This window comes from Devosia sp. Z11_6 (genome assembly GCF_058133665.1).
In genome coordinates, this window is sequence record NZ_JBYUNQ010000008.1 from 14,602 (window position 1) to 37,287 (window position 22,686).

Annotated in this window: 17 protein-coding genes and 1 pseudogene; 15 read left to right on the plus strand and 3 right to left on the minus strand. The window is 65.1% G+C overall.

Features of this window, described 5'->3' with window-relative positions:
* Nucleotides 1–127: 127 nt before the first annotated feature.
* The 3 genes from AC3YMN_RS17505 to AC3YMN_RS17515 all read right to left on the minus strand — a co-directional run bounded on the left by AC3YMN_RS17505 (nucleotide 128) and on the right by AC3YMN_RS17515 (nucleotide 8,063).
* Nucleotides 128–382, minus strand: coding sequence for a hypothetical protein (locus tag AC3YMN_RS17505; protein ID WP_127751940.1), 255 nt, complete (start codon nucleotides 380–382; stop codon nucleotides 128–130).
* Between the two features lie 86 nt (nucleotides 383–468).
* Nucleotides 469–2,580 carry a penicillin-binding protein 1C gene (gene pbpC / locus AC3YMN_RS17510; protein ID WP_489891017.1) on the minus strand — a complete coding sequence of 704 codons (2,112 nt, stop codon included), beginning with the start codon at nucleotides 2,578–2,580 and terminating at the stop codon, nucleotides 469–471.
* Entirely contained in the window at nucleotides 2,577–8,063 is a 5,487-nt protein-coding gene (locus AC3YMN_RS17515; RefSeq protein ID WP_489891114.1) for an MG2 domain-containing protein, read from the minus strand. The genes pbpC and AC3YMN_RS17515 overlap by 4 nt, the downstream gene beginning before the upstream one ends.
* A 171-nt stretch (nucleotides 8,064–8,234) precedes the next feature.
* On the opposite strand from AC3YMN_RS17515, the gene AC3YMN_RS17520 reads away from it, so the two are divergent.
* The 15 genes and pseudogenes from AC3YMN_RS17520 to AC3YMN_RS17590 all read left to right on the plus strand — a co-directional run bounded on the left by AC3YMN_RS17520 (nucleotide 8,235) and on the right by AC3YMN_RS17590 (nucleotide 22,668).
* Nucleotides 8,235–8,528, plus strand: coding sequence for a hypothetical protein (locus AC3YMN_RS17520; protein ID WP_489891018.1), 294 nt, complete (start codon nucleotides 8,235–8,237; stop codon nucleotides 8,526–8,528).
* 281 nt (nucleotides 8,529–8,809) lie between these two features.
* Nucleotides 8,810–9,193 (plus strand): RidA family protein, encoded by a 384-nt coding sequence (locus AC3YMN_RS17525; RefSeq protein WP_489891019.1) that lies wholly within the window; start codon nucleotides 8,810–8,812, stop codon nucleotides 9,191–9,193.
* A complete protein-coding gene (locus tag AC3YMN_RS17530; protein ID WP_489891020.1) occupies nucleotides 9,194–9,760 on the plus strand; it encodes a DNA-3-methyladenine glycosylase in 567 nt (188 codons plus the stop codon).
* Nucleotides 9,761–9,896: 136 nt separating this feature from the next.
* Nucleotides 9,897–10,070: pseudogene (locus AC3YMN_RS17535) on the plus strand (plasmid stabilization protein); the annotation flags it as partial.
* A gap of 31 nt (nucleotides 10,071–10,101) precedes the next feature.
* Nucleotides 10,102–10,956, plus strand: a complete 855-nt coding sequence (locus AC3YMN_RS17540; RefSeq protein WP_489891021.1) for an SDR family oxidoreductase — start codon at nucleotides 10,102–10,104, stop codon at nucleotides 10,954–10,956.
* Between the two features lie 69 nt (nucleotides 10,957–11,025).
* Complete coding sequence (locus tag AC3YMN_RS17545) at nucleotides 11,026–11,355, plus strand: hypothetical protein (protein WP_489891022.1); 330 nt, start codon at nucleotides 11,026–11,028, stop codon at nucleotides 11,353–11,355.
* Nucleotides 11,356–11,445: 90 nt separating this feature from the next.
* Complete coding sequence (recQ, locus tag AC3YMN_RS17550; protein WP_489891023.1) at nucleotides 11,446–13,281, plus strand: DNA helicase RecQ; 1,836 nt, start codon at nucleotides 11,446–11,448, stop codon at nucleotides 13,279–13,281.
* Complete coding sequence (locus AC3YMN_RS17555; RefSeq protein ID WP_489891024.1) at nucleotides 13,278–14,264, plus strand: heparan-alpha-glucosaminide N-acetyltransferase; 987 nt, start codon at nucleotides 13,278–13,280, stop codon at nucleotides 14,262–14,264. The genes recQ and AC3YMN_RS17555 overlap by 4 nt, the downstream gene beginning before the upstream one ends.
* 213 nt (nucleotides 14,265–14,477) lie before the next feature.
* Nucleotides 14,478–16,283, plus strand: coding sequence for an ABC transporter ATP-binding protein (locus tag AC3YMN_RS17560; RefSeq protein WP_489891115.1), 1,806 nt, complete (start codon nucleotides 14,478–14,480; stop codon nucleotides 16,281–16,283).
* Nucleotides 16,280–18,172: an ABC transporter ATP-binding protein gene (locus AC3YMN_RS17565; protein WP_489891025.1), complete on the plus strand. Its 1,893-nt coding sequence runs from the start codon at nucleotides 16,280–16,282 to the stop codon at nucleotides 18,170–18,172. The genes AC3YMN_RS17560 and AC3YMN_RS17565 overlap by 4 nt, the downstream gene beginning before the upstream one ends.
* Nucleotides 18,173–18,271: 99 nt before the next feature.
* A complete protein-coding gene (locus AC3YMN_RS17570; protein ID WP_173088794.1) occupies nucleotides 18,272–19,012 on the plus strand; it encodes a TSUP family transporter in 741 nt (246 codons plus the stop codon).
* Between the two features lie 34 nt (nucleotides 19,013–19,046).
* On the plus strand, nucleotides 19,047–19,958 hold the full coding sequence (locus tag AC3YMN_RS17575) for a LysR family transcriptional regulator (RefSeq protein WP_489891026.1): 912 nt from the start codon (nucleotides 19,047–19,049) through the stop codon (nucleotides 19,956–19,958).
* Between the two features lie 48 nt (nucleotides 19,959–20,006).
* The gene (locus AC3YMN_RS17580; RefSeq protein WP_489891027.1) at nucleotides 20,007–20,537 is read left to right on the plus strand and encodes a copper chaperone PCu(A)C; all 531 of its coding nucleotides are present in this window, start codon (nucleotides 20,007–20,009) and stop codon (nucleotides 20,535–20,537) included.
* Between the two features lie 157 nt (nucleotides 20,538–20,694).
* Entirely contained in the window at nucleotides 20,695–21,621 is a 927-nt protein-coding gene (locus AC3YMN_RS17585) for a siderophore ABC transporter substrate-binding protein (RefSeq protein ID WP_489891028.1), read from the plus strand.
* Between the two features lie 75 nt (nucleotides 21,622–21,696).
* The gene (locus tag AC3YMN_RS17590; protein WP_489891029.1) at nucleotides 21,697–22,668 is read left to right on the plus strand and encodes an ABC transporter permease; all 972 of its coding nucleotides are present in this window, start codon (nucleotides 21,697–21,699) and stop codon (nucleotides 22,666–22,668) included.
* Nucleotides 22,669–22,686: the final 18 nt, after the last annotated feature.

Here is a 22,686-nt window from a genome sequence, read left to right on the forward strand (position 1 = left end):
GGAAGCCGCGCCGAAAATCCGCAGCCGCTTGGGCTGGAAACGCGTATGCTGCACAAATAAGCGCTCACGGTAGGAAAGTAAAGCCCGCGGCAGCTTATCAGGTATCGGCCGGCGAACTTCGGTGACTTCAGGCCAGTTCGCCCCAGTCATTGCGCCAAAGCCGCTCGTCTTCCACCATTACGACGATGCGGTTGAGACCCGTCTTGCGCCGCAGCTCCTCGGCGGCGGCCAAGGCCGCCGGCACCGGCAGGGGAAAGTCGGCGATTACATCCACTGCGGCAACATCGGCCACAGTTCGCCCCAGAGACTCCCGCACGGTCACCACCACTGCGTCCCAGGGCACCCGAGTTTTGGGTAACAGGCGCTCAAGTTTGATCAACACGCAATCCCCGACTGATTTCTAACACGGTAAATAAACGGCTAACCAGTTCGGTTGCATCACAAATGAGCATACATAAGTCATGGCCGTTATTGAACAAACACCGTGGCCGAATCTGCGCGCCCTTGGGCATCGACCACGGCCAGTTCAACAAAGCCAGGTCCATCGGGATGCCAGCTGTTCTGGCGGGCAAAGGCCGAACTCCCGATCGGCGCGCCGTTGGCGAAAAAGGTAAAGGGTGGGGCGCCGTTGCGGATCTTGACCGTCAAGGGGCTGTCGGATCCCCCTGCGAGCCCCAGATCAAGGTCGACCCCGTCGAGGGGAAAGGCAATCTCTGGCCCGCTCTGCTGGGCTACCCTTGTTTCATCAGGATGCCGAAAGCGGCGCAGTGGGTGAGGCAGTTCCGAATTCGCCACGTGCAGCACGCCCGGAGGCGGCTGGCGCAGAGGCACGGCGGGTGCCCCGAGCCGATCAAAGCTCTCGAACAGGATCGGCGCAGCACTCGACACCCCCGAAAGGCCCGGAACTGGCGCGCCATCGGGGCGGCCAACCCAGACACCGATCACAGTCTGACCATCGAACCCGATCGCCCAGCCGTCGCGGTAGCCATAGGAAGTTCCAGTCTTGTAGGCGATACGGCCGGGAGAGCCATTGAGCGGCGGCGGCACGTCACCCAAGATGTCGGCGACATACCAGGCCGCGGTGGCATCCAGCACGGGGGCTGCCAGTGGTGGTTCGTCGGCCTGGGTCAGTGTTTCATGCAAGTGGACCGGGGTGCCGCCGCGGCCAAGCGCAGCATAAACCCCAACCAGATCGCGCAAGGTCAACCCGACGCCGCCCAGGCCCATCGCCAGCCCCGGCGCGGCGCCCTTGGGCAGGAGAGGCGTAGCGCCCGCTCGCCGCAGCCGCGACACCAGCCGGGCGGTGCCCACGGCATCGAGCACCACCACGGCGGGAATGTTCAGCGACTCCGTTAATGCCTGGCGAATGCTGACCGTACCGCGACTATAGCCATCAAAATTGACCGGCACATAGCTGCCAAAGGCGGTGGGCCGGTCTTCAATCAGGCTTTCGGGATGGGCGAGCCCCAGTTCGAAGGCCAGCCCATAGATTAGCGGCTTGAGGGTCGAGCCTGGCGAGCGAACCGCCTTGGTCATATCCACAAAGCCGGCGCTGTCCTCGGCAAAAAGGCCCGCCGAGCCCACGGAAGCCACAATGGCACCACTGCTCTGGTCGGCAACGAGGATTGCTACCGAAACGCCGGGTCCCAACTGGGCGGCTCGCACCGCCCCCAGCCGCTCGAGTGCGGCCTGGAGCGGGCGCTTGAGCGTCAGCCGGATTTCGCGTTGGCCGGGCGCTGACACGAGCGCGGCCTGGGCGAGATGGGGCGCCAGCAAAGGGAAGGGATGGCGGGCCGTAGGGATCGGTTCGCTCATGCCTGCTGCCGCATCGTCGGCGGTCAGAATGCCGCGGCTCACCATTCGCTCCAGCACCAGATTGCGGCTGGCCAGCGCCGCCTGCGGGTCGCGATCGGGCCGGCGCGCTTCGGGCGATTGCGGCAGGGCCACCAGCAAGGCAGCTTCCGCCGGGGTGAGGCGGACCGGTTCCTTGCCGAAATAGGCCAGGCTCGCGGCGCGAATGCCCTCAAGATTGCCGCCATAGGGCGCTAGAGTCAGATAAAGGGCAAGGATCTGCTCCTTGCTAAGCGCGCGCTCGAGAGCATCGGCATGCACCATCTGGCGCAGCTTACCCCAGCCATCGCGCGTCGGCTCTCCCTCCAGTAGCCGCGCGACCTGCATGGAAAGGGTCGAGCCGCCTGAAACGATCCGCCCCCCCGCGCCAACGAACTGCCCCGCTGCGCGCAGCATCGACCACCAGTTGATGCCATGGTGGCTGGCAAAATCGCGGTCTTCATAGGCCAGCAGCATACGCAGGAATTGCCGGTCGACAGCATCGGGAGTGGTTGGCAAGCGCCAGCGCCCGGCGATGGTAAAGGGGCGCAGCAGCGCGCCGTCTCGGTCGACCACGACGCTCGAAACCGGCATGGTGGCCAGATCGGGTAGGGGCGGCAGAGTGGCGCGGATTTCCTCGATAGTCGCGCGCAGGCAAAGGGCGCCGCCCGACCCCAGCACAAGCAGCAGCAGGAGGCCGATCGCGAGGAGGCGCCGGGCGCCCCAGCGCCTCCGAGGGGCCGGGCTCATGGCCCGGCCGGGACAACCTCAAGGCTCCCGGCTCCCCCGTTGGCGCGCAGTTCTGGCCGGTACATGTCCTCCACCGTGGCGCCGGGCAGGGCGAACTGGCCCGGCGTGACCGCGCGGACGAGGTAGGCCGTCGAGAACTCGGGCGCTTCGGACCAGTAGCGGAAGGCGGCGACATATTGGTCGGTCCGTGCTTCCACATGGGCGGGGGTGGCGACCTCCAGCCAGGCAAAATCGGCAACGCCTTCGCCGCCCGCCAGCCGCGGGTTCTCGATCTCAAAGCCGGCGGGCAGGGGATCGACCACCAGATATTGCCCGGAGCCGAGTGTGGTCGGGGTGACCGTCAGCACGACCACCAATTGCTCGTTCTGGGCAATGGGAGTGGCGGTGGGGTCGACCGGGGTGCCATCGGGGCGGAAATATTGCCGGTTGAGGCTGAAGCCGTTTTCGCTCGCGGGCGGCGCGACGACCGGGATGCCCGTCACCGCCACCATGGCTTCAGTTGGGGTAGTGCCGGTGTTGCTGAGCTCGACTGGGGTTTGGCTGAGTTCCTGCTGGCTCCAGCGCCGGAAGATATCCCCGGCGAGGGGTTCGCCCGCAAGGGTGATGCTGCTGGCACCCGTCTGGTCGGCCACTGCTGCTGCGGCGAGGAGCGTCCAGGCATCCTCCTGGGTGGAGGTGTATTGAGCGGTGTTGCGCTGCTTGCTGAGGCGAGCGGCGAGAGCGGATGGATCAACTCCAGCGGGGGCGAACTCCGCAACCAGGGTCAGCACAGCGGCGGTGTCGCGCAACTGGCTGCCGTAATCGGGGCGGTAGCCGGTGCGGTCATCGCCTTGCGCGAGCGCGTCGATCGCAGCCAAAAACGCAGCAGCTGCGCGGGTTTGATCGCCATAAAGCGCGAGCGCGGCGCCCAGTTGCGCCTTGGCCAGGGGCGTCGCGAAAGCGTCGAGGCGGGCTTCCGCGTAGTAGCGCAGATCGCCGATGGCGGCGCGGCCGGCGCGGGCGAGGTCATGGAGGGCATAAGCAATGCCTTCCCCGCCATCGGTGAATTCGCTGGCATAGGCGACCTGGTTGGCAAGGTTATCCAGCGCCATCTCCAGAGATTGCTCAGGAACTTCATAGCCTTGGGCCTTGGCGCGCAGCAGGAAGTCGGTGACATAGGCGTCGAGCCAGAGATCCGTGGTGTCATAGGCGCCCCAAAGGCCGAAGGCGCCACCCGAGTTCTGGTTGGCGAGGAGGCTCCTGATGGCGCCGCGGATGCGCTCATCAAGCTCGGTATCGGTGCCCAGACCGAGCATGGATGCGGTATTGTTGAGGTACAACAAGGGCATGGCCCGGCTCGTGACCTGCTCGGAGCAGCCATAGGGATAGCGGTCGAGCTGGGCGAGAAGCGAGGGGACATCGAGCCGCGCGATGGGGCCGACCGCCAGGGTCAACTCACCGGTGCCGGGCAGCAAGCCATTGAAATCGCTGGCGTCGAGCACAAGGGTGGCGCCGGCTTCGAGCGGCAGGAGGTTGCGCGTGGTGGCGGGATTGCTGGTGGCGCGCACGCCCAGGGTCAGGAGCTTGGTCTGGGTGGTGCCATCGGGGGCGGTGATGGTGAGCTCGAGCGGGAAATCGCCGATTTGCGTGCCCGAAAGCGCCACGTCAAGCGCCACCCGCTCGCCGGTAGCGAGGGTCACGTCGGGCTGCGGCAGCTCCGCCATAAGGCCTTCGCCGGTGCTGATGGCAAGGGCGTAAGTGCCTGTTGCGCCTTCGATATTGTTGATCTCGAGCAGGAGGCGCGAGGTGTCGCCGGCGCGCAGGAAGCGGGGTGGGCTGAGGGTTGTGACCACCGGGTCGCGGACCACAACATCAGCCTGGGCATGGCCTAGCGCGGTATCGGTCCAGGCCATGGCCATGAGACGGACGGTGCCGGCGAAATCGGGCAGGTCAAACGTGACCTTGGCCACACCATCGCCATCAACCTGAACGGTTCCTGAATGAAGAGCGACGAGCACCGAAGTGGGGGGCGGCGTACCCAGCCGAACGCCGGCGCCATCGCCCCCGGATCGCATGGCGCCGGGCAGACCCTGCATGGGATCGATCAGCTGGCCGTAAAGATCGCGGAAGGCGACGCCAAGCTGGCGTTGGCCGAAATACCAGCCGTCGGGATCGGGGGTGGCAAAGTTCGTCAGATTGAGGATGCCCAGATCAACGGCAGCGACCGCGACATAGGCGGTGGTGCCGGGCGCGACATTGCCGAGCTTGATGCGGGCGGTCACGGGTTGCCGGGGAAGGGTAACCTTCGGCGCTTCGATGGTGACATCGAGCACGCGATCGCCTGGATCGACATCGGCATAGGCAAGGCCGAGCGCGCGGGCGGGCATGCGCTTTTCGGCGGCGTCGGAGGGGCGATAAAGAATGGCGGTGACATAGGCACCCGGCCCCCAAGCCTCGGTGACGGGGAGGGCGACTGAGGTGCCTTCAGCCGGGACGGGGACCGCCAGCATGTCGATGATGCCCTGATCGACCACCATGACGAGCGCCGTGCCGGCAAATTGCGGCTCAAGGCGCAGCGTTGCGGTGTCGCCGGCGCGATAGGCTGGTTTATCGAGGGCGACCTGGAGCGTGTCGGGCGTGTCCGAGCCCGCTTCGGCATAGTAGTAGCCGGCATAAAAGCCGTAGCTGCTGGCGGTGGCGCCGGGGCCGCGGCTATCGATGTCGAGCTGGTAGCGGCCCGAGGCGACGGGTGCGGCGATGGTGGCGGGACCAGTGACCGTGGTGTCGAGCTCGCCATTGGCGACTTCGCGGCTGGTGCTGATCGCTTCCCACTTCCAGGTGCTGCCGTCGCGATACCATTGGTAGCTGGTTTCGATGCGCGACAGCGTCCATTGCAGGTCCGTGGCGGCGACGGGCTCGCCATGGGGGCCGACCACGAGAATGTCGAACCGCGCTTCGCTGCCCTCAGGCAGGTCGCCGGTGCCGAACAGGGGCTTGATGCCGATGAGGTTGGTGGCGGCACGCACGGGGCGGGTGAGGCTGCGCTCGACGGGGCGGCCATTGGTGTCGACGAGCCGGAACAGGAGCTGCGCTTCAAGGGGCTTCGTGGTGACGGGCAGCTCGGGGATGGTGAGTTCGGCCGCGGCAGTGCCGTCGCTGCCGGTGGTGGCGACGACGCCGAGCGGGCGGCGGTCGGTTTCGATGGCATCATCCAGACGGCCGAACTGGTAGCCGGGAAAAGCCGGGAGCGTAGTGCGCGGGCGCAGCACCAGATCGGCCTCAAGCTTGAGATCGGGCGCGGTGGCGCCATAAAGATAGCGGGCGGCAACATCGATGGCTGCCGTTGCGCCGGGCGCAACGGGGCCCTCGGGGGCGGTGACCTCGAAGGCCAGCCGCTCGGGCTCGAAGTCTTCCACGAGGAAAGCGATGTTGGCCAGCGGCTCGGCCTTGGGATCGGCCAAGAGGCGCAGATGCCAGGAGCCGCGCATGGCTTCGGCCGCCAGGGGCAGGGCCTGGTGATAGCTGCCGCTACCCCCGTCGGACAGCAATTGACGCGAGGCAATGACGCCATCGGGGCGCTCAACCTCAAGGGTCAGCGGCAGGTCCTTGACCGCATCGGCATGGTTATCGCGCAAGAGGGCGGTGAGGAACACGGTTTCACCCGGGCGGTACACGCCGCGCTCGGTGGTGGCAAACAGATCGAGCGGACCGGGCGAGGGACGCCCTTCGACGCCTCGGTCGGTCAGATCGAAAGCGGTCTGGGACACATCGAGAAAGGCATAGTCGCCGGCAGCGGTTTCGGCGACGAGCAACTGGGGCGCGCGGCCGCCGGTGCCACGGGCAAGGCCCGGCGCAAAGTCAAAGCGCCCCTGTGCGTCCGTGCGCCCTTCGCCCAGGATCTCGTTGTTGACCGCAACGAGGCGCAGGCTGGCATCGGCCACCGGCTCGGCCGATGTCAGCGAGCGCACAAAGGCATGCACGCCATCTTCACCGGCAATGGTGGTGAGGCCCAGATCGGTGACGATGAACCATTGGGTAGCGATCTCGTCCCAATATTCGCTTTTGCTGTCCTTGACCCTGGCGGTGATCACATAGGCGCCGGGCGCGACCCCGGCCAGAACCTCGGCCACGGGGAGGGCGGTGGTGGTCATGGCATTGCGCGCGCCAGTGGCAAGGTCGACCTCGCCTTCCCAGAGCTTTTCGCCATAGTCATTGGCGACGGTTTCGGCGGAATAGCCGGTCAGGGTGCCGCGAAACACATTATTGCGCACGGCGGCGGCAATGGAGCGGTCGCCGATGCGGTAGATCACGGCTTCCGCCGTTTCGGCATTGATCGAGGAGATCGGCAGCCCGCCACCGAGACCCGCGGGCAGCACATAGGCATTGTTGGCAAAGCCCACAAAGGGCGAGCGGTCGGGCACGTAAACACTCAGCGCCACATCCTTGCGCAGGGTTTCGTTGTCAGCCGAAGGCAAGCCGGCGCGCAGGCGGATCTCGTAACGGCGGCCATGTTCGGCACCATCAAGGCAGATCTGGCTGGTTTCGGTTTCCACCGCTAGCGTGGGGGCGTTTTCGACCATGACGAACGGGGTCAGGTCGGTATCGCCAGCGGGCAGCGGATCGGAAAACACAACGCAGATGCGCGGCGATACGGCCTCAGCATCCACTTCGTGCGAGACAACGCGAAAGCCATGTTCGGCCACGGCTTGTTCGAGCCGCTCGGCGGTAGCGGGATCATTCGCAAGGGCAATGCTGGCGCGATAGGTGGCGATGGCTTCGCGCCACATCTCCCGGCGCGCGAGGCCGCGGCCGAGGAGGGACAGGGCATAAGCGCGCTCGGCTTCCCCTTCGGACGCCAGAAAGCCGTTGAGCGCGGCCGAAGTGCCGACAATGCCCAGATCATAGCTGTTGTCGCCCTCGGATTGACCGGCCACGGCGTCAGCTTGCGTGAGGGCGAGCTCGGCCAGCTCCAGCCAAACGGCGGGGTCATTGCCTTTGATCGCCAGCGCCTGGCGCAGGTTCAACATGGCGGCGGCAGGATTGGCTTCGGCGGCGGCAGCACGCCCCTCCGCCACGAGATCGGCATAGCTGGCATTGGGCGGCGGGGGATCGGTTTGTTCCAGCTCGGCGGCAAAGCGGCGGGCTGCATCGATCAGGTCGGCGGCGGGAAAGGGCAGTTCGGTTTGGCGGGCCGCGGTGATCTCTTCGGGGGAAGCGCCATGGCTGACGCGGCCGGAACTGGCTGCGGCGAAGGGGACCTCATCGGCGCTGCCCGATTTGAGAAAGCACCAGTTCGCTTCGGTGTTGAAGGTGAAGGCGCGGCAAAGATTGTCGTCTTCGCAGGCGGCCTGGCAGGCCCCGATGGTGGTGTTCTGTTGCACGGCATAATCAAAGCCAGGCAGGTCGATGCCGGGCAACAGCTCGGTGCGGCTTGGCTGGGCCAGCGCCCCGCTGGCCAGCATGGCAACCAGCGTGGCGCCAAGCACCACGACACTCCGCATCATCAAGCGCATTGGTCCCACCCTCATGCCCCCCCGGCGCTGCCACCTTATGTGCACTCCCAAGTGGCGTAAAGCGCCACTGCAGCAAGCTTGCTGGCGCGACTGTGAGTCGAGGCGGGGGAACATCTGGGGAAAGGACACGTTGGGTTCGGTGCAACCCAAAGGAGAACCAACATGGCCAATCCTTCCAGCAATACCGGCAATCGCAGCGGCGGCCAGCAGGGCGCCAAAACCGCCGGCAAGGGCGAGCCCGGCGCCACCCTCGACGAATTCGACCTGGCCGCCGATATCCAGGGCAAGAACAGCCTGCAAGGCGACAACCAAACCAATGTGGTCAACCAGCGCCAGGCGCAGGCCGGCGCCAAGGGCGAAACCGATGGTTTGATCGAAAGCTTCGAAAAGCTCGACAAGGATGTCCGGGCCGAACGCGACTTGGGCAAGGGCAATCGCAGCGGCGGTAAGCACTAACTTCGATCAGTGGCCAACAGGCCGATCATTCATCCCAGATGTGGGTGATTTGCCCTCCCTCCTCCTTGGGGAGGGGGTGGGTTTGGTGACCCGCCGATGGACCTCCACCCTAGCCCTCCCCTCAAGGGGGAGGGGACTGATCGAGTTGGCGGCGGCGCTTGCGTTCTGCGCGGGCGGTCCGCAAAGATTTTGCACAGGCTTTTGGAGGTCGCGGGGCGCAAGGGGGCGCGAAAGCGGCTAGGTTTTGGCCAGAAGGACAAAATCGAAAAGGAGCCGGATACATGCCGATCAAGCGCTATGGGGCGGAGAAAAGCGGTGCGGGCGGGCAGAACCTGCCATTTGCGCGCGCGGTGGAAGCCGGCGGCTTCCTTTATGTCTCGGGCCAGGTCGCGATGAAGGACGGCGAGATCGTTGGCACTGGCATCGTCGAGCAAACCCATTTGACCATCCAGAACCTGATCGCGATCCTTGAGGAAGCCGGCTACGGGCTCGAACATGTGGTGCGCTGCGGCGTGTGGCTCGATGATCCCCGCGATTTCTGGAGCTTCAACGCCGTCTACAAAAGCTATTTCGGCGAACATCCGCCGGCACGCTCGGCCGTGCAGTCGCACATGATGGTGGATTGCAAGGTCGAGATCGACTGCGTCGCCTTCAAGGATCCCTGAGTGGCGCAAACGTTGCTAAGCGCAGCGTTTTTCAACCGTCCGGTGACGCAGGTCGCGGCCGAACTGATCGGCGCGACCCTGCTGGTGGATGGGGTCGGCGGGCGGCTGGTGGAAGTGGAAGCCTATGACGGGGCCGACCCGGCCTCGCACAGCTTTCGGGGCCCGACGCCGCGCAACGCCGCGATGTTCGGGCCGCCCGGCCAATCCTATGTTTACAAGATCTACGGCATCCATTGGTGCCTCAATTTCGTTTGCGAGCCCGGCAGCGCGGTGTTGATCCGCGCGCTCGAGCCCACCACCGGCATCGCGCAAATGCGCGAGCGGCGGGGCGGATTGCCCGATCGCCAGCTCTGTTCGGGGCCGGGCAAGCTGTGCCAGGCACTGGGGATTGATGGCAGGCACAATGGCCTGCCGCTCGACGAGCCGCCTTTTGCCGTGCTGGCGGCAACTGGTGAGGCGCGCGTCGGCACCGGGCCGCGCATCGGCATCACCAAGGGCGCCGATACGCCCTGGCGCTTTGCCGAGCAGGGTTCGCCCTTTTTGAGCCGGCCGCTGCCGGCAGGCTAATCTTGGTGCGGGCCGGGGAACGATCCGGGCGCCCGATCTTTTTCCCTTTATCGACGGCTTGGAAGTGACGGCAGCGCGCGGGTCCTTCCCGTCAGCGCTGGTCCACCTTTGCCGCTCCGCAAGAGGGAGATCCACCATGCCTCAAGGCGACAAATCCGCTTACACCGACAAGCAAAAGCGCAAGGCCGAGCATATCGAGGAAGGCTACGAAAAGCGTGGCCTGCCCGAAGACGAGGCCGAGCGCCGGGCCTGGGCCACCGTCAACAAGCAGGATGGCGGGGGCAAGCAATCCGGCTCCGGCGGCAAGCACTAGTTCCCCACCCAACCCAGAAGGTTCCCCCATGTCCGACGACCAGATCAATCCGCCCCAGCACCAGGACCATCAGCCCGGCCGGGAAACCGAAATGAGCCCGGCACCCGATTTTGCCCCCAAATTCCCCGGCAACGGGCGGCTTGCCGGCAAGGTCGCGATCATCACCGGCGGCGATAGCGGCATTGGCCGGGCTTGCGCAGTGCTGTTTGCCCGCGAAGGGGCCGAGGTCGCGATCGTTTATCTCGAGGAAACCGAGGACGCCAAGATCACCGCCGAGGCGATCAAGGCGGAGGGCAAGAATGTCCTGCTGCTGCGCGGCGATGTGGGCGAAAAGGCGTTTTGCGACAATGTCGTGGGCAAGGTGATCGAGGAATTTGGCAAGATCGACGTCCTCGTCAACAATGCGGCCGAGCAGCATCCGCAGGACGAGATCACCGACATTTCCGAAGAACAGCTGGAAAAAACCTTCCGCACCAATATCTTCGGCTACTTCTTCATGACCCAGGCGGCAATGCCGCATCTGCAGTCGGGCGCATCCATCGTCAACACCACCTCGGTCACCGCCTATCGCGGCTCGCCGACGCTGCTCGATTATGCCTCGACTAAGGGCGCGATCCTGGCCTTTACCCGCTCGCTTTCGGGCAGCCTTGCCGAAAAGGGTATTCGCGTAAATGCCGTGGCGCCCGGCCCGATCTGGACCCCGCTGATCCCCGCCACCTTCCCCGAGGACAAAGTGGCCGAATTCGGCGCCTCCCAGCCGATGAAGCGCCCCGGCCAGCCCAATGAAGTGGCCACCTGCCACCTGTTCCTGGCTTGCGACGAGAGCTCCTACATCTCGGGTCAGGTGCTGCATCCCAATGGTGGCGAGATCGTCGGGGGCTAAGCCGGCGGCAGATTGATCTCTTGAGGGCCCCATGCCACTCCTTGTTGCGCGATGCAGCGGGGGTGAGGCATGGGGCGCAGTGTTTTGGTGCGGCTGGGCGGATTGGCGGCGATCGCCATTGGCGCCGCGGTTTTGTATTTCTTTTTGCTGGTGCCGCTCGGGCAGGCGCAAAGCGGCGCGCCCGAGGTGCACTATCAGCTGCGCGCCTTTGCGCTGGTGCCGCTATGCCTCGTCTTCGGGCTGGTGTTTCTGCTCGGGGGCGAGCGCTTCCAACATCGCACGGCCGACCACAAGAACCTGACCGCGGCAGGCTGGATCGCCTTTGCCGTCGTCGTGGCGCTGACCGCAATGGGCTGGTGGTGGTTCGACAGCCAGTTCACCGCGCTGGGCTATGTCTAGCTGTTGAATCAGCTGTGAGTTGCCCGTCACGCTCAGCTATGCTCGAAGCACGGTGCGGCGGGATTCGCCGCTCCGGAGCCCCTCCATCACATGGCAGCAGCCTTGAGCCAAACCACTTCGCTTGATCTTCGCCCCGACCCCCTGGCGGTGCTGCGCGATGTGTTTGGCCACAAGAGTTTCCGCGGCCAGCAGGAAGAAGTGGTGCGCCATGTCGCCGATGGCGGCGATGCGGTGGTGCTGTTTCCGACGGGTGCGGGCAAATCGGCCTGCTACCAGATCCCCGCCCTCTGCCGGCATGGCGTTGGCATTGTGGTCTCGCCGCTGATTGCCCTGATGCGCGACCAGGTCGAGGCGCTGCGCCAGGCCGGGGTCGCGGCGGCGGCGCTCAATTCCTCGCTGTCACCCGAAGAGTCCGCCCAGGTGCGCGGGCAGCTGCGGCGCGGCGAGCTGGACTTGCTTTATGTCGCTCCCGAGCGGGTGGCGACGCCAGGGTTCCGCAACATGGTGGACGGGCTCGATATTGCGCTGTTTGCCATCGACGAGGCTCATTGCGTCAGCCAATGGGGCCATGATTTCCGGCCCGAATATCGCGAACTCGCCCAGCTGACCGAACTCTTTCCCGGCGTGCCGCGCATTGCGCTGACGGCGACGGCCGACCCCACCACCCGCGCCGATATCATCGAGCGGTTGGGCCTGGGTGGGGCGCGGGTATTTGAGACCAGTTTCGATCGCCCTAACATTTCCTATTCCATCATCGAGCGCGACAATGCCCGCGCTCAGCTGCTGCGCTTCCTCGAAGGGCACAAGGGCGAAAGCGGCATTGTGTATTGCCTGTCGCGCGCCAAGGTGGAGGACACCGCGCAATGGCTGGAGGGTAAGGGCGTTCGCGCGCTGCCCTATCATGCCGGCATGGATGCCAGCATCCGCTCGGCTCACCAGGACATCTTCCTGCGCGAGGAGGATGTGTGCCTTGTGGCGACCGTGGCGTTCGGCATGGGCATCGACAAGCCCGATGTGCGCTATGTCGCCCATCTCGATCTCCCCGCCTCGATCGAAGCCTATTACCAGGAAACCGGCCGGGCCGGCCGAGACGGCCAGCCCGCCGACGCCTGGATGAGCTATGGCATGGCCGATGCCGTGCAGCGCCGGCGGATGATCGACGAGGGCGGGGCGCCCGACGAGATCAAGCGGGTCGAGCACGCCAAGCTCAACGCGCTCCTGGGCGTCTGTGAAACCGCCGAATGCCGGCGCCAGGCGATCCTCGCCCATTTCGGCGAAGTCTATGAGGGCCCTTGCGGCAATTGCGACACCTGCCGTTCCCCGGTCGCGAGCTGGGACGGCACGGAAGCTGCGATCAAGGCCATGGCCGCGATCTATCGCACCGGGCAGCGCTTCGGTTCGGGGCACATCATCGATGTGCTGCTGGGCAAGCGGACCGAAAAGGTCGAGCGCTTTGGCCACGACAAGCAGGCCGTGTTCGGCCAGGGCCAGGAATATGACAGCCGCACCTGGCAATCGGTACTGCGGCAGCTGACGGCCTCGGGGCTGGTGCGGGTCGACCATGCCGCCCATGGCGCCTTGACGCTGGGGGAGGGCGCGCGCGCCGTGTTCCGCAAGGAGCGCACCGTCACCTTGCGCCAGGACCGGCCGAAAAAAGCGGCCGAAGTGCGCCGCCAACTGGCGGGCGCGGTGGAACTCGACGAAGCCGATATGGGCGTGTTCAATGCCCTGCGCGCCGAACGGCTGCGGATCGCCAAGGCGCAGGGCGTGCCCCCTTATGTGGTCTTTGGCGATGCGACCCTGCGGGCCATGGCGCAGCAGCGGCCGGCCAAGCTGCATGACCTGCTCAACATCCCGGGGGTCGGGCAGGCCAAGCTCGAGCGCTATGGCGAGGCGTTCCTGGCCATTCTGGATAGGGCGCGGTGAGCGAGCTCGCCGCCCCAGCGGTGCGCACCCGCTTTCCGGTGATGGACATCGCCCGTGGCGTCGCGATCATCGCGATGATCATTTATCACCTGTGCTGGGACCTCGCCTATTTCCGCTTCATCCCCGCCGATGTCGGCTATGATCCGGGCTGGGTGCTGTTTGCCCGCAACATTTTGTATAGCTTCCTGTTCCTTGTCGGCGTCGGCATGGCGCTGGGCAGCCGGGGGTCGACCGATTGGCGCCGGTTCTGGCGTCGCTGGGGGCTGTTGGTGCTGGGGGCGCTGGCGATTACGGTCGCGACCCTCTTCGCCTTCCCCGACACCTTTGTGTACTTCGGCGTGCTGCACGCCATAGCCCTTTTTACCCTCTTGGCGCTGCCGCTGCGCCGGGCGCCGTCCTGGCTGATCGGGCTCATTGCGGTTGTGGTGCTGGCGCTGCCCGCCATCTTCTCCAACGAACTCTTCAACGCCAAGGCTTGGTCCTGGCTGGGGTTCTGGACGGTGGCGCCGCCCACCAATGATCTCGTGCCGGTGTTTCCCTCCTTTGGCGTCGTGCTGCTGGGGCTTCTGGCCGGGCGCTGGCTGATTGGCTCGCGCTGGAGCACGCGCCTGGCCGCCATCGCCCCCACCAATCGGCTGGCGCGGGTGCTGCAAACCATGGGGCGCTGGAGCTTGCTGATCTATCTCGTGCATCAGCCACTGCTGCTCGCCGTGCTGTTTCCGCTGGCCGGCTGGCTGCAGCCCCAGATCGCCATGCGGCAAACCGATTTCCTCAATGCCTGCCAGCGCACCTGCGTCGAGGGCGGCACGACCCCCGGCCTTTGCACCACCTATTGCCAGTGCGGGCTCGAGACCGTGAAAGCCAATGATTTGTGGGACCCGGTGTTTTCCGGCACCATTTCCCCCGAGCAGCAAGCCCTGCTCGATGCCGGCAACCGGCGCTGCTCGGCCGTAATCTATCCCGAGCTCAATCAACCTAAGTGACAGTTCCGTCACAAAGCGCCGGGCGTGGCGCTTTTTTGCGCAAATTGCCTCTTGAATGGTACGGACGATGGGCGTTGAATAATTCCACGAGTTGATTTGTCGCACCCGGTGGCTGCCCTGCGCCCCACCGGAGCACCCTTTTTGAAGTCTGGATCTGCTGTGACCACCCCCTCGGCTGGCCGCGTCCGTGGGCGCGCTGACCCCCGCGCTCACCTGGCCTCTGTCCATGCCGGTAAAGGCACCGGCGTCTTGTGGCGCATCACCAAGCTCACGCTGCGCCATCCCTGGCAGGTCACCATTGCCATCGGCTCGACGGTGATCGCGGCGGGCCTGCAGCTGACCATTCCGCGTCTGCTGGGCCGCGCAGTGGACGAGGCGCAGGGCATTCTGGTGGCGGGCGATGCCGGCGAGCGGGCGCTCTGGACCACGGCGCTGCTCCTGCTGGCCGTGTCTGTGGCCCGCGGGCTCTTTACCCTGGCGCAGAACTATTTCAGTGAATCGGTGGGCCACACCATCGGCTACGAACTGCGCCTGGCCTTCTATGAAAAGGTGCAGCGCCTGAGCTTTTCCTTCCACGACCGCATCCATACCGGCGATCTCATCACCATCGGTCTGCTCGACCTCGACGGCGTGCGCATGTTCTTTTCGACAGGGCTCGTGCGCATGGTGCTGCTGTCCGTGCTGATCGGGCTGGGCGCCTATCTGCTGATCTCGACCGATCCGCTGCTGGGCGTCTTGAGCCTGAGCTTTGTGCCCTTTGTCGCCTGGCGCTCCTCGGTCGCGCAGCTGACCCTGCGCAAGACCTGGTTGATGCTGCAGGACAAACTGTCCGCCGTTACCCGCGTGATGGAAGAGAATCTCGGCGGCATTCGTGTCGTGCGCGCCTTTTCGGGCCAGAAATTCGAGCTCGCCAAATTCGACCGCGCTTCGGCCGAAGCCCTGGAGCTCGCCCATACCCGCGTCGGCATTCGCGTGCGCAACACCAGCGCCATGACCTTTTCGTTCTTTGCCGCCATGGGGCTGGTGCTCTGGTTCGGGGGCAACAAGGTCATCGACGGCACCATGACCGTGGGCACCCTCGCTTCGTTTTTGACCTTCATGACCATTCTGCAAATGCCCGTGCGCCAGCTCGGCATGATGGTCAACAGCTTTGCCCGCGCTGCCACCTGTGGCGGGCGCCTGTTCGACTTTCTCGACCAGCCGCTCGAAATCGACGACAAGCCCGAGGCGAAGCCGCTCAAGTTAGGCGAAGGCGTGCTGCGCTTTGAGGATGTGCACTTCACCTATCCCGGCGCGCTGTATCCCACCCTTGATGGGGTGAGCTTTGAAGCCAAGCGCGGTCAGACCATCGGCATTGTCGGCGCCCCCGGCAGCGGCAAGTCGACCCTGGCCCATCTGATCTCGCGCTTTTACGAAGTGAGCGGCGGGGCGGTGACCATCGACGGGCAGAACGTCAATGACGTGACCCTGGCCTCGCTCCGGCGCGCCGTGGCCGTGGTGCAGCAGGACTCGTTCCTGTTCACCACCACGATCGAAAACAACATTGCCTATGGCGATCCCTGGGCCAAGGAGCGCTCCATTGCCGGGGCGGCCGAAAGCGCCCAGCTGCACAACTACATCATGGGCCTGCCTGCCCAATACGGCACCGTGGTGGGTGAGCGGGGTGTGTCGCTCTCGGGTGGGCAGCGCCAGCGCCTGTCGATCGCGCGCAGCCTTGTGCTCAAGCCTGCCGTGATGGTGTTCGACGATTCCACCGCCGCCATCGATGCGGGTACCGAGCACCGCATCCGCAGCGCCATCAAGCGCTATGCGCAGGATCGCGTCACCCTCATCATCTCCCACCGCCTGAGTTCACTGATGCATGCCGACCAGATCCTGTTTCTGGATGGCGGCAAGATCGTCGAGCGCGGCAGCCATGAGCAATTGCTGGCCCAGAATGGTCGCTATCGCGCGCTCTACGACCTGCAGGTCAAGCCGGTCGATGCCGATGACTTTGCCGTGGGGAGTGCGGCCCAATGAGCGTTATCGAGCATGACGACGACCATCCGGTCGATCGCGGCCAGCGCCCGCCGCGCGCCACCGTCGGCTCGCACCGGATCGAGGAAGAAATCTTCGGCAAGGCCTATGACCCCAAGACCATCCGCCGGATCTGGGCCTTTGTGCATCCCTATCGCCGGCGCATGCTGCTGGCGGTGGCGGCGGTTATCGTTTTTACCCTCACCCAGCTGGCCATTCCGCTGATCATCGGCTTTGCCATCGACCGCGGCATGACCGCAGGCGGCGATCATGCCAACCTTATCGGGGCCGTCGTCGCCTTCGGCGTCGTGGTGCTGCTCAATTTCGGCGCCAGTTATGTGCAGGAAACCGTGGTCGGCGAAGTGGCCGAAAACGTGCTGTTCGATATGCGCCGCGCCATGTTCAGCCAGCTCCAGCGCGTGTCGCTGTCCTTCATGGACAAGACCGAAGTCGGGCGCCTGATGAGTCGCCTGCAGGGTGACGTCAATTCCATGCAGGAGTTTTTGGAAACCTCGGTGATCTCGGTGGGCGACATCGTGCTGCTGGTCGGCATTGTCGTCGTGCTGCTGACGCTCGACTTCCGCCTGGGGCTGTTGACGCTCTCCACCATGCCGGTGCTGTTCGTCGTGCGCATTTTCTGGCTGCCGCGGGCCCGGGCCGCCTTCATGGCCGCCCACGAAACCAATTCTTCGACCGCCGGCGCCCTGGCCGAAGGCATTCATGGCGTGCGCACGGTGCAGAACCTTGATCGCCAGCGGGTCAATTTCGACCTCTACGACGACAAGGCCTTCGGCAACCTCAAGACCCAGTTGACGGCATCCAAATATGCCCAGGTCATGGTGCCGATCGTTGATAGCCTCACCGGCATCGCCATGGCTGTCGTGATCGTGGTGGGCGGCTCCATGGTGCTCAATGGGGGGCTGCAGGTAGGCGTGATCGTCACGTTCCTGTTCTATATCCAGCGCTTTTTCGATCCCATCCGCTCGCTCACCATGCAGTATTCAGTGATGCAGCGCGCCATGAGCTCGGGCCAGCGCATCACCGAAGTGCTCGACGTACCCGTCGACATTGCCGACAAGCCCGGCGCGGTCGCGCTGACCGGGGACATGGATGGCTCTGTCGAATTCCGCAACGTCACCTTCGGCTATCGCGCCGATCATCCCGTGCTCAAGAATGTCAGCTTCCGCGTCAATCCGGGCGAAACCGTCGCCCTGGTCGGCCCCACCGGCTCGGGCAAGACCAGCGCCATGGCCCTCGTGCACCGCTTTTATGAGGTGCAGGGCGGCGCGGTGCTGGTGGGTGGCCATGATGTGCGCGATGTAACGCAGGAATCGCTGGGCGAGCAGGTCGCTATGGTGCTCCAGGAGCCGTTCCTCTTTACCGGCAGCGTGCTCGACAATATCCGCTACAACAAGGCCGATGCCACGCGCGAACAGGTGGTGGCTGCGGCCAAGGCGGTGGGCGCCCATGAGTTCATTGAGCGGCTGCCCAATGGCTACGATGCCATGCTCGAGCAGCGCGGCTCCAATCTGTCGCTGGGGCAGCGCCAACTCTTGAGCTTTGCCCGGGCGCTGGTGGCCGATGCCAGGATTCTCGTGCTCGATGAGGCCACCGCCAATATCGACTCCTATACCGAGCGGCAGATCCAGAAGGCGCTCCTGACCGTGCTCGAAGGGCGCACCGGGCTCGTGATCGCGCACCGGCTCGCCACTATTCGCGGGGCCGACCGTATCATCGTGCTGCAGAATGGCGAGTTGATCGAGAACGGCAATCACGACCAGCTCATGGCCAAGAACGGGCTTTATGCCCGGCTCTACAACATGAACTACGCCTCCTTTGACGACATCCCCGAAGAGGTGATCGCCGCCGGCCCCAAGGCTGCCTCCACCTGACCGCGCCAGCTTTGCCGGGAAAGCACCGGGCCATGCCCGATCCGTGCTGGCGCGCGGCTGCCCTGCCGGGCAGAAGGCACGGGTAATAGGGGAGCCGTTATGCTGAGCCTTGGAGCGGTGCTTGCCCTGTTGGGGGCGGTGTTTTTGACCTCGACCCTGTCGGGCGTCTTCGGCATGGCGGGTGGGCTGATCCTCCTCGGCATATTGCTGGCGCTGCTGCCGGTGGGCACCGCCATTGCCGTGCAGGGCGCCATCCAGATCATCGCCAACGGGTCGCGGGCCTGGCTGTCGCGCGCCTTTATCGATTGGCGCATCATGGGCTGGATCACACTGGGGCTCCTGGTGTCGGCCACGATCCTGTTCATTGTGCGCTATACGCCCGACCTCGCAGCCGTCTGCATCGCCATCGGTCTTTTGCCGATCCTTGTCTGGATTCCCGCCGATTGGCTGCGGCTCGATGCCAGCAAGCCCCATCATGCCGTGCTCTGCGGCATGCTCGGGGGCGGGCTCAACCTTGCGGTCGGGGTATCGGGGCCGACCGTCGATATCTTTTTCATCCGCACAGCCATGGACCGGCGGCGGATCGTCGCGACCAAGGCGGCGGTGCAGGTGCTCTCGCATGGGGCCAAAGTGGTGTTCTACTGGAACGCCACCATGGTGCTGAGCGCCGGAGAATGGCTGGGCGTGGCGCTCGCCGCGCCTTTCGCGGTGGCCGGCACCAGCGCCGGCTACTGGATCCTCCAGCGCGTGACCGACGCCAATTTCCGCAGCTGGACGCGCTGGATCGTCTCGGCCATCGGCATTTTCTATCTTGCGCGCGGCCTTTCCCTGGTGCTCTGAACGCCCTATCAGTGGGCTCAGCCAGGGAGATGGGATGGCACCGTTCGACAGCGTCACCGCACGCCTGATTTTGCTGCTGGCCGATACCGGCTCGATCGGGCGCGCCGCCGAGCGCGAGGGCATTGCGTCTTCCGCCGTCAGCCGGCGCGTATCGGATCTCGAGAACCGGCTGGGCACGGCGCTGTTTGACCGCTCCGCCCATGGCGTGCGCTTGACGGCTGCCGGCAGCGCCTATGCCGAGGGCTGCCGCACCGTGTTGCGCGCCATCGCCGATCTCGACGCCACCATGGTGGACTTTTCCACCGGCCAGCGCGGCAGCCTGCGCCTGGCCTGCACCGGTTCGGCGCTGACCGGGCGGCTGCCCGAACTGCTGGCCGGCTATAGCCAGAGCCATGCTGGCATCGGGCTCGACATCATGGAAATGGGCGCCGCCCGCGCGCTGCTGGCGCTCGATGAAGGCCGGGCGGATGTGGCCATTGTTTCGGACAATTACGATTTCGCCCGCTTTGAAACCCGCCCTTTCGAGGATGACCGCGTCTGGGTGCTGGCGCCGCCCGAGCATCCGCTGGCAGCCCGGCTCGAGCCGCGCAGCGGCATTGCCTTTGCCGAGGTGGCCGAGCACGCCATTGTGGGCATCCACCATGCCGGCGCGCTCGATCGCCTGCTCGCTGAAGCCGCCCGCCGCGACGGCCGCAAGCTGACCGAAAGCCTGCGCGTGGAGAGTTTCCCTGCGCTGGTGCGCATGGTCGAAGCGGGCTTTGGCATCGGCTTTTTGCGCTCGACGAGCCTACATCTGCTGGCGGGTACGGACCTCGCCTGCGCCCCGCTCGCCGATAGCTGGGCCATGCGGCAATTGCTGGTGGCGCGCCGCCGCTCGACGCCGCTGTCAGCGCCGGTGAAGGGCTTTTTGTCGCTGGTCAGCGAAACCTATGCACCTACGCCCTAGTGGCGCGTTAAGCTGACGCCGTTCATCCGCTCACCCAGGATCACTCCGATGTTCCGCCGTTTCCGTGCCGCCGCCATCGTTTCTGCCCTGCTGCTCGTTGCGCCTGCCCTTGCTCATAATGGAGTGGTGCATCACGGCCCCCTCAACATTTCGGTGCCCTTTACCCGCGCCACCCTGCCCAATGCCCCGGTCGCTGGCGGGTATCTGACCATCGAAAATACGGGCGACGCGGCCGACCGGCTGGTTTCCGCCACTTCCCCCGCCGCGGGCACGGTGCAGCTGCACCAGATGAAGATGGAAGGGGACGTCATGAAGATGAGCCCCCTGGCTGACGGCATCACCATCGAAGCGGGTGAAACCGTGGCGCTCGAGCCCGGCGGGCTGCACATCATGTTCCTGGGCCTGACGCAGCCTTTCGTTGAAGGCGAGACTGTGCCGGTGACCCTGGTGTTCGAGCATGCCGGCCCGGTCGAGATCGAGATCCCCGTGCAGGCCGCCGATGCGACCGAGGCGCATGGCGCGGGCGAGCACGCCGATGATGCCCCCGCCGACGCGCCCGAGGGCGAGCACAGCCACTAGGGACCAAGACTCCGGCGCCACTCGCTCTGTATAGGTGAGTGGCAGCCTCAACTATCTTTTGACTTGGCGCTTCCGCCCGGTTAGGTAACCCGACAAGCAACGTCAGCTTAAACTGGCAGTGCTGAGCTGTTTGCCCAAACCCTGGATTGGAAGTCTCGTGAACACCATCACCCGCACCCCCTTCTTGCTCGCCGCGCTCGTCGCTGGCGCGCTGGCCTTTACCAGCCTGGGCACCCAGGCTCAGGAAGTCACCGTCACCCATCCCCAGGGTGAAACCACCATCACCGGCGTACCCGAAAAAGTGCTGGTGTCCGATTGGGCCGCCTTTGACAACCTGACCGCGCTCGGCGTTCCGGTCGCTGGCATTCCCTCGTCCAATGTGCCCGCTTACCTCGCTGACTCCGTTCCCGCCGACGCGCTCAAGATCGGCTCGCTCCAGGAGCCCGATTTCGAAGGCATCGCTGCCGCCGACGCTGATCTTTATATCGTCGCCGCCCGCTCGCGCACCGCGTACCCGACCGCCGCCGAAATCCTGCCCACCATCGACCTGACGGTCGACAATGCCGATCTGGTCGAGGGCGTGGAAGCCAACATCACCAAGCTCGGCGAAATCTTCGGGCTCGAAGAGAAGGCCGCCGAACTCAACGCCAATCTCGAAGCCAAGATTGCCGAAGTCAAAGCTGCGGCCGAGGGCAAGGGCACCGCGCTCGTGCTCGTGACCAATGCCGGCAATGTCGGCGTTTACGGCCCCGGCTCGCGCGTCGCCTGGATCTACAATGAACTCGGCATGCCCTCGGCCATGGCCGATGTGGAAGATGGCGATCACGGTGGCGACAGCGTTTCCTTCGAGTTCATCCTCGAAACCAACCCCGACTGGCTCTTCGTGGTCGACCGTGATGCCGGCGTTGGCGAGAACACCGGCGCTGCTGCCGCCCTGCTCGACAACGAATTGGTGAACCAGACCACCGCCGCCAAGGAAGGTCACATTGTTTACCTCGACCCTCAAGCCGCTTATGTCACCATGCATGGCTATAACGGCCTGATGCTGATGCTCGATCAGGTGCTGGAAGGCCTCAACAGCTAACACCGGCCCCTAGCGATCAATCATTCAGCCCGGCGGATCATTCCGCCGGGTTCTGCCATTTGAGAATGAGGTGCCATGCGGGCCTTGCCGCTGCTGATTATCGCTGGTGTGGCCACGCTTCTGCTGGCGATTGCGAGCCTGTTTATCGGGGTCACCGATGTGACGCTGGCGGGTCTGTTTTCGGGTGGCCCCGAAGGGCGGCCGATGCAGGTGCTGCTGATCAGCCGCGTGCCGCGCACCCTGTCGCTGCTGCTCGCCGGCTCCTCCATGGCCATTGCCGGCCTTGTCATGCAGATCGTCGTTCGCAACCGCTTTGTCGAGCCGGGCACGGTGGGCACTACGGAATCGGCGCTGCTGGGCTTCTTGCTGGTGACGCTCCTGGCGCCGGGCTGGCCCATCATGGCCAAGATGATGGTGGCGGCGCTGTTTGCGCTGGCCGGCACTTTCCTCTTCCTGCGCGTAATCCGCAGCGTGCCGCCGCGCGACGTGCTGCTCGTGCCCCTGATCGGCATCATGCTCTCGGGCATTATCGGCGCGGTGACGAGCTTTTTTGCCTATCGCTTCGGGCTCCTGCCGTCGCTGCTCGCCTGGGAGCTCGGCGATTTTTCCGGCGTGCTGCGCGGCCGCTATGAACTGCTCTGGATCGGGCTGGTTTGTGCCGTCGCCGCCTATTGGGCCGCCGACCGCTTCACGGTTGCGGGGATGGGTGAGGATTTCACCACCAATCTGGGGCTCAACTACAACCAGACCATGACCCTGGGGCTCATCATCGTCTCGATTTCGAGCGCGGTGGTGCTGGTGTCCGTCGGCATCATCCCCTTCCTCGGCCTTGTCGTCCCCAATGTCATCAGCCTCCTGGTGGGGGACAATATGCGGCGCACCGTGCCCTGGGTGGCCGTATCGGGCGCGGCCTTCGTGGTGGCCTGCGATATCCTGGGGCGGGTGATCCGCTACCCCTATGAGATTCCCATCGGCGTGGTTGTCGGCGTCATCGGCAGTGTCATCTTCCTTTATCTGTTGCTCAGGACCCGTCGCAGTGCCGCCTGATCTCTCCACGGCTCACGC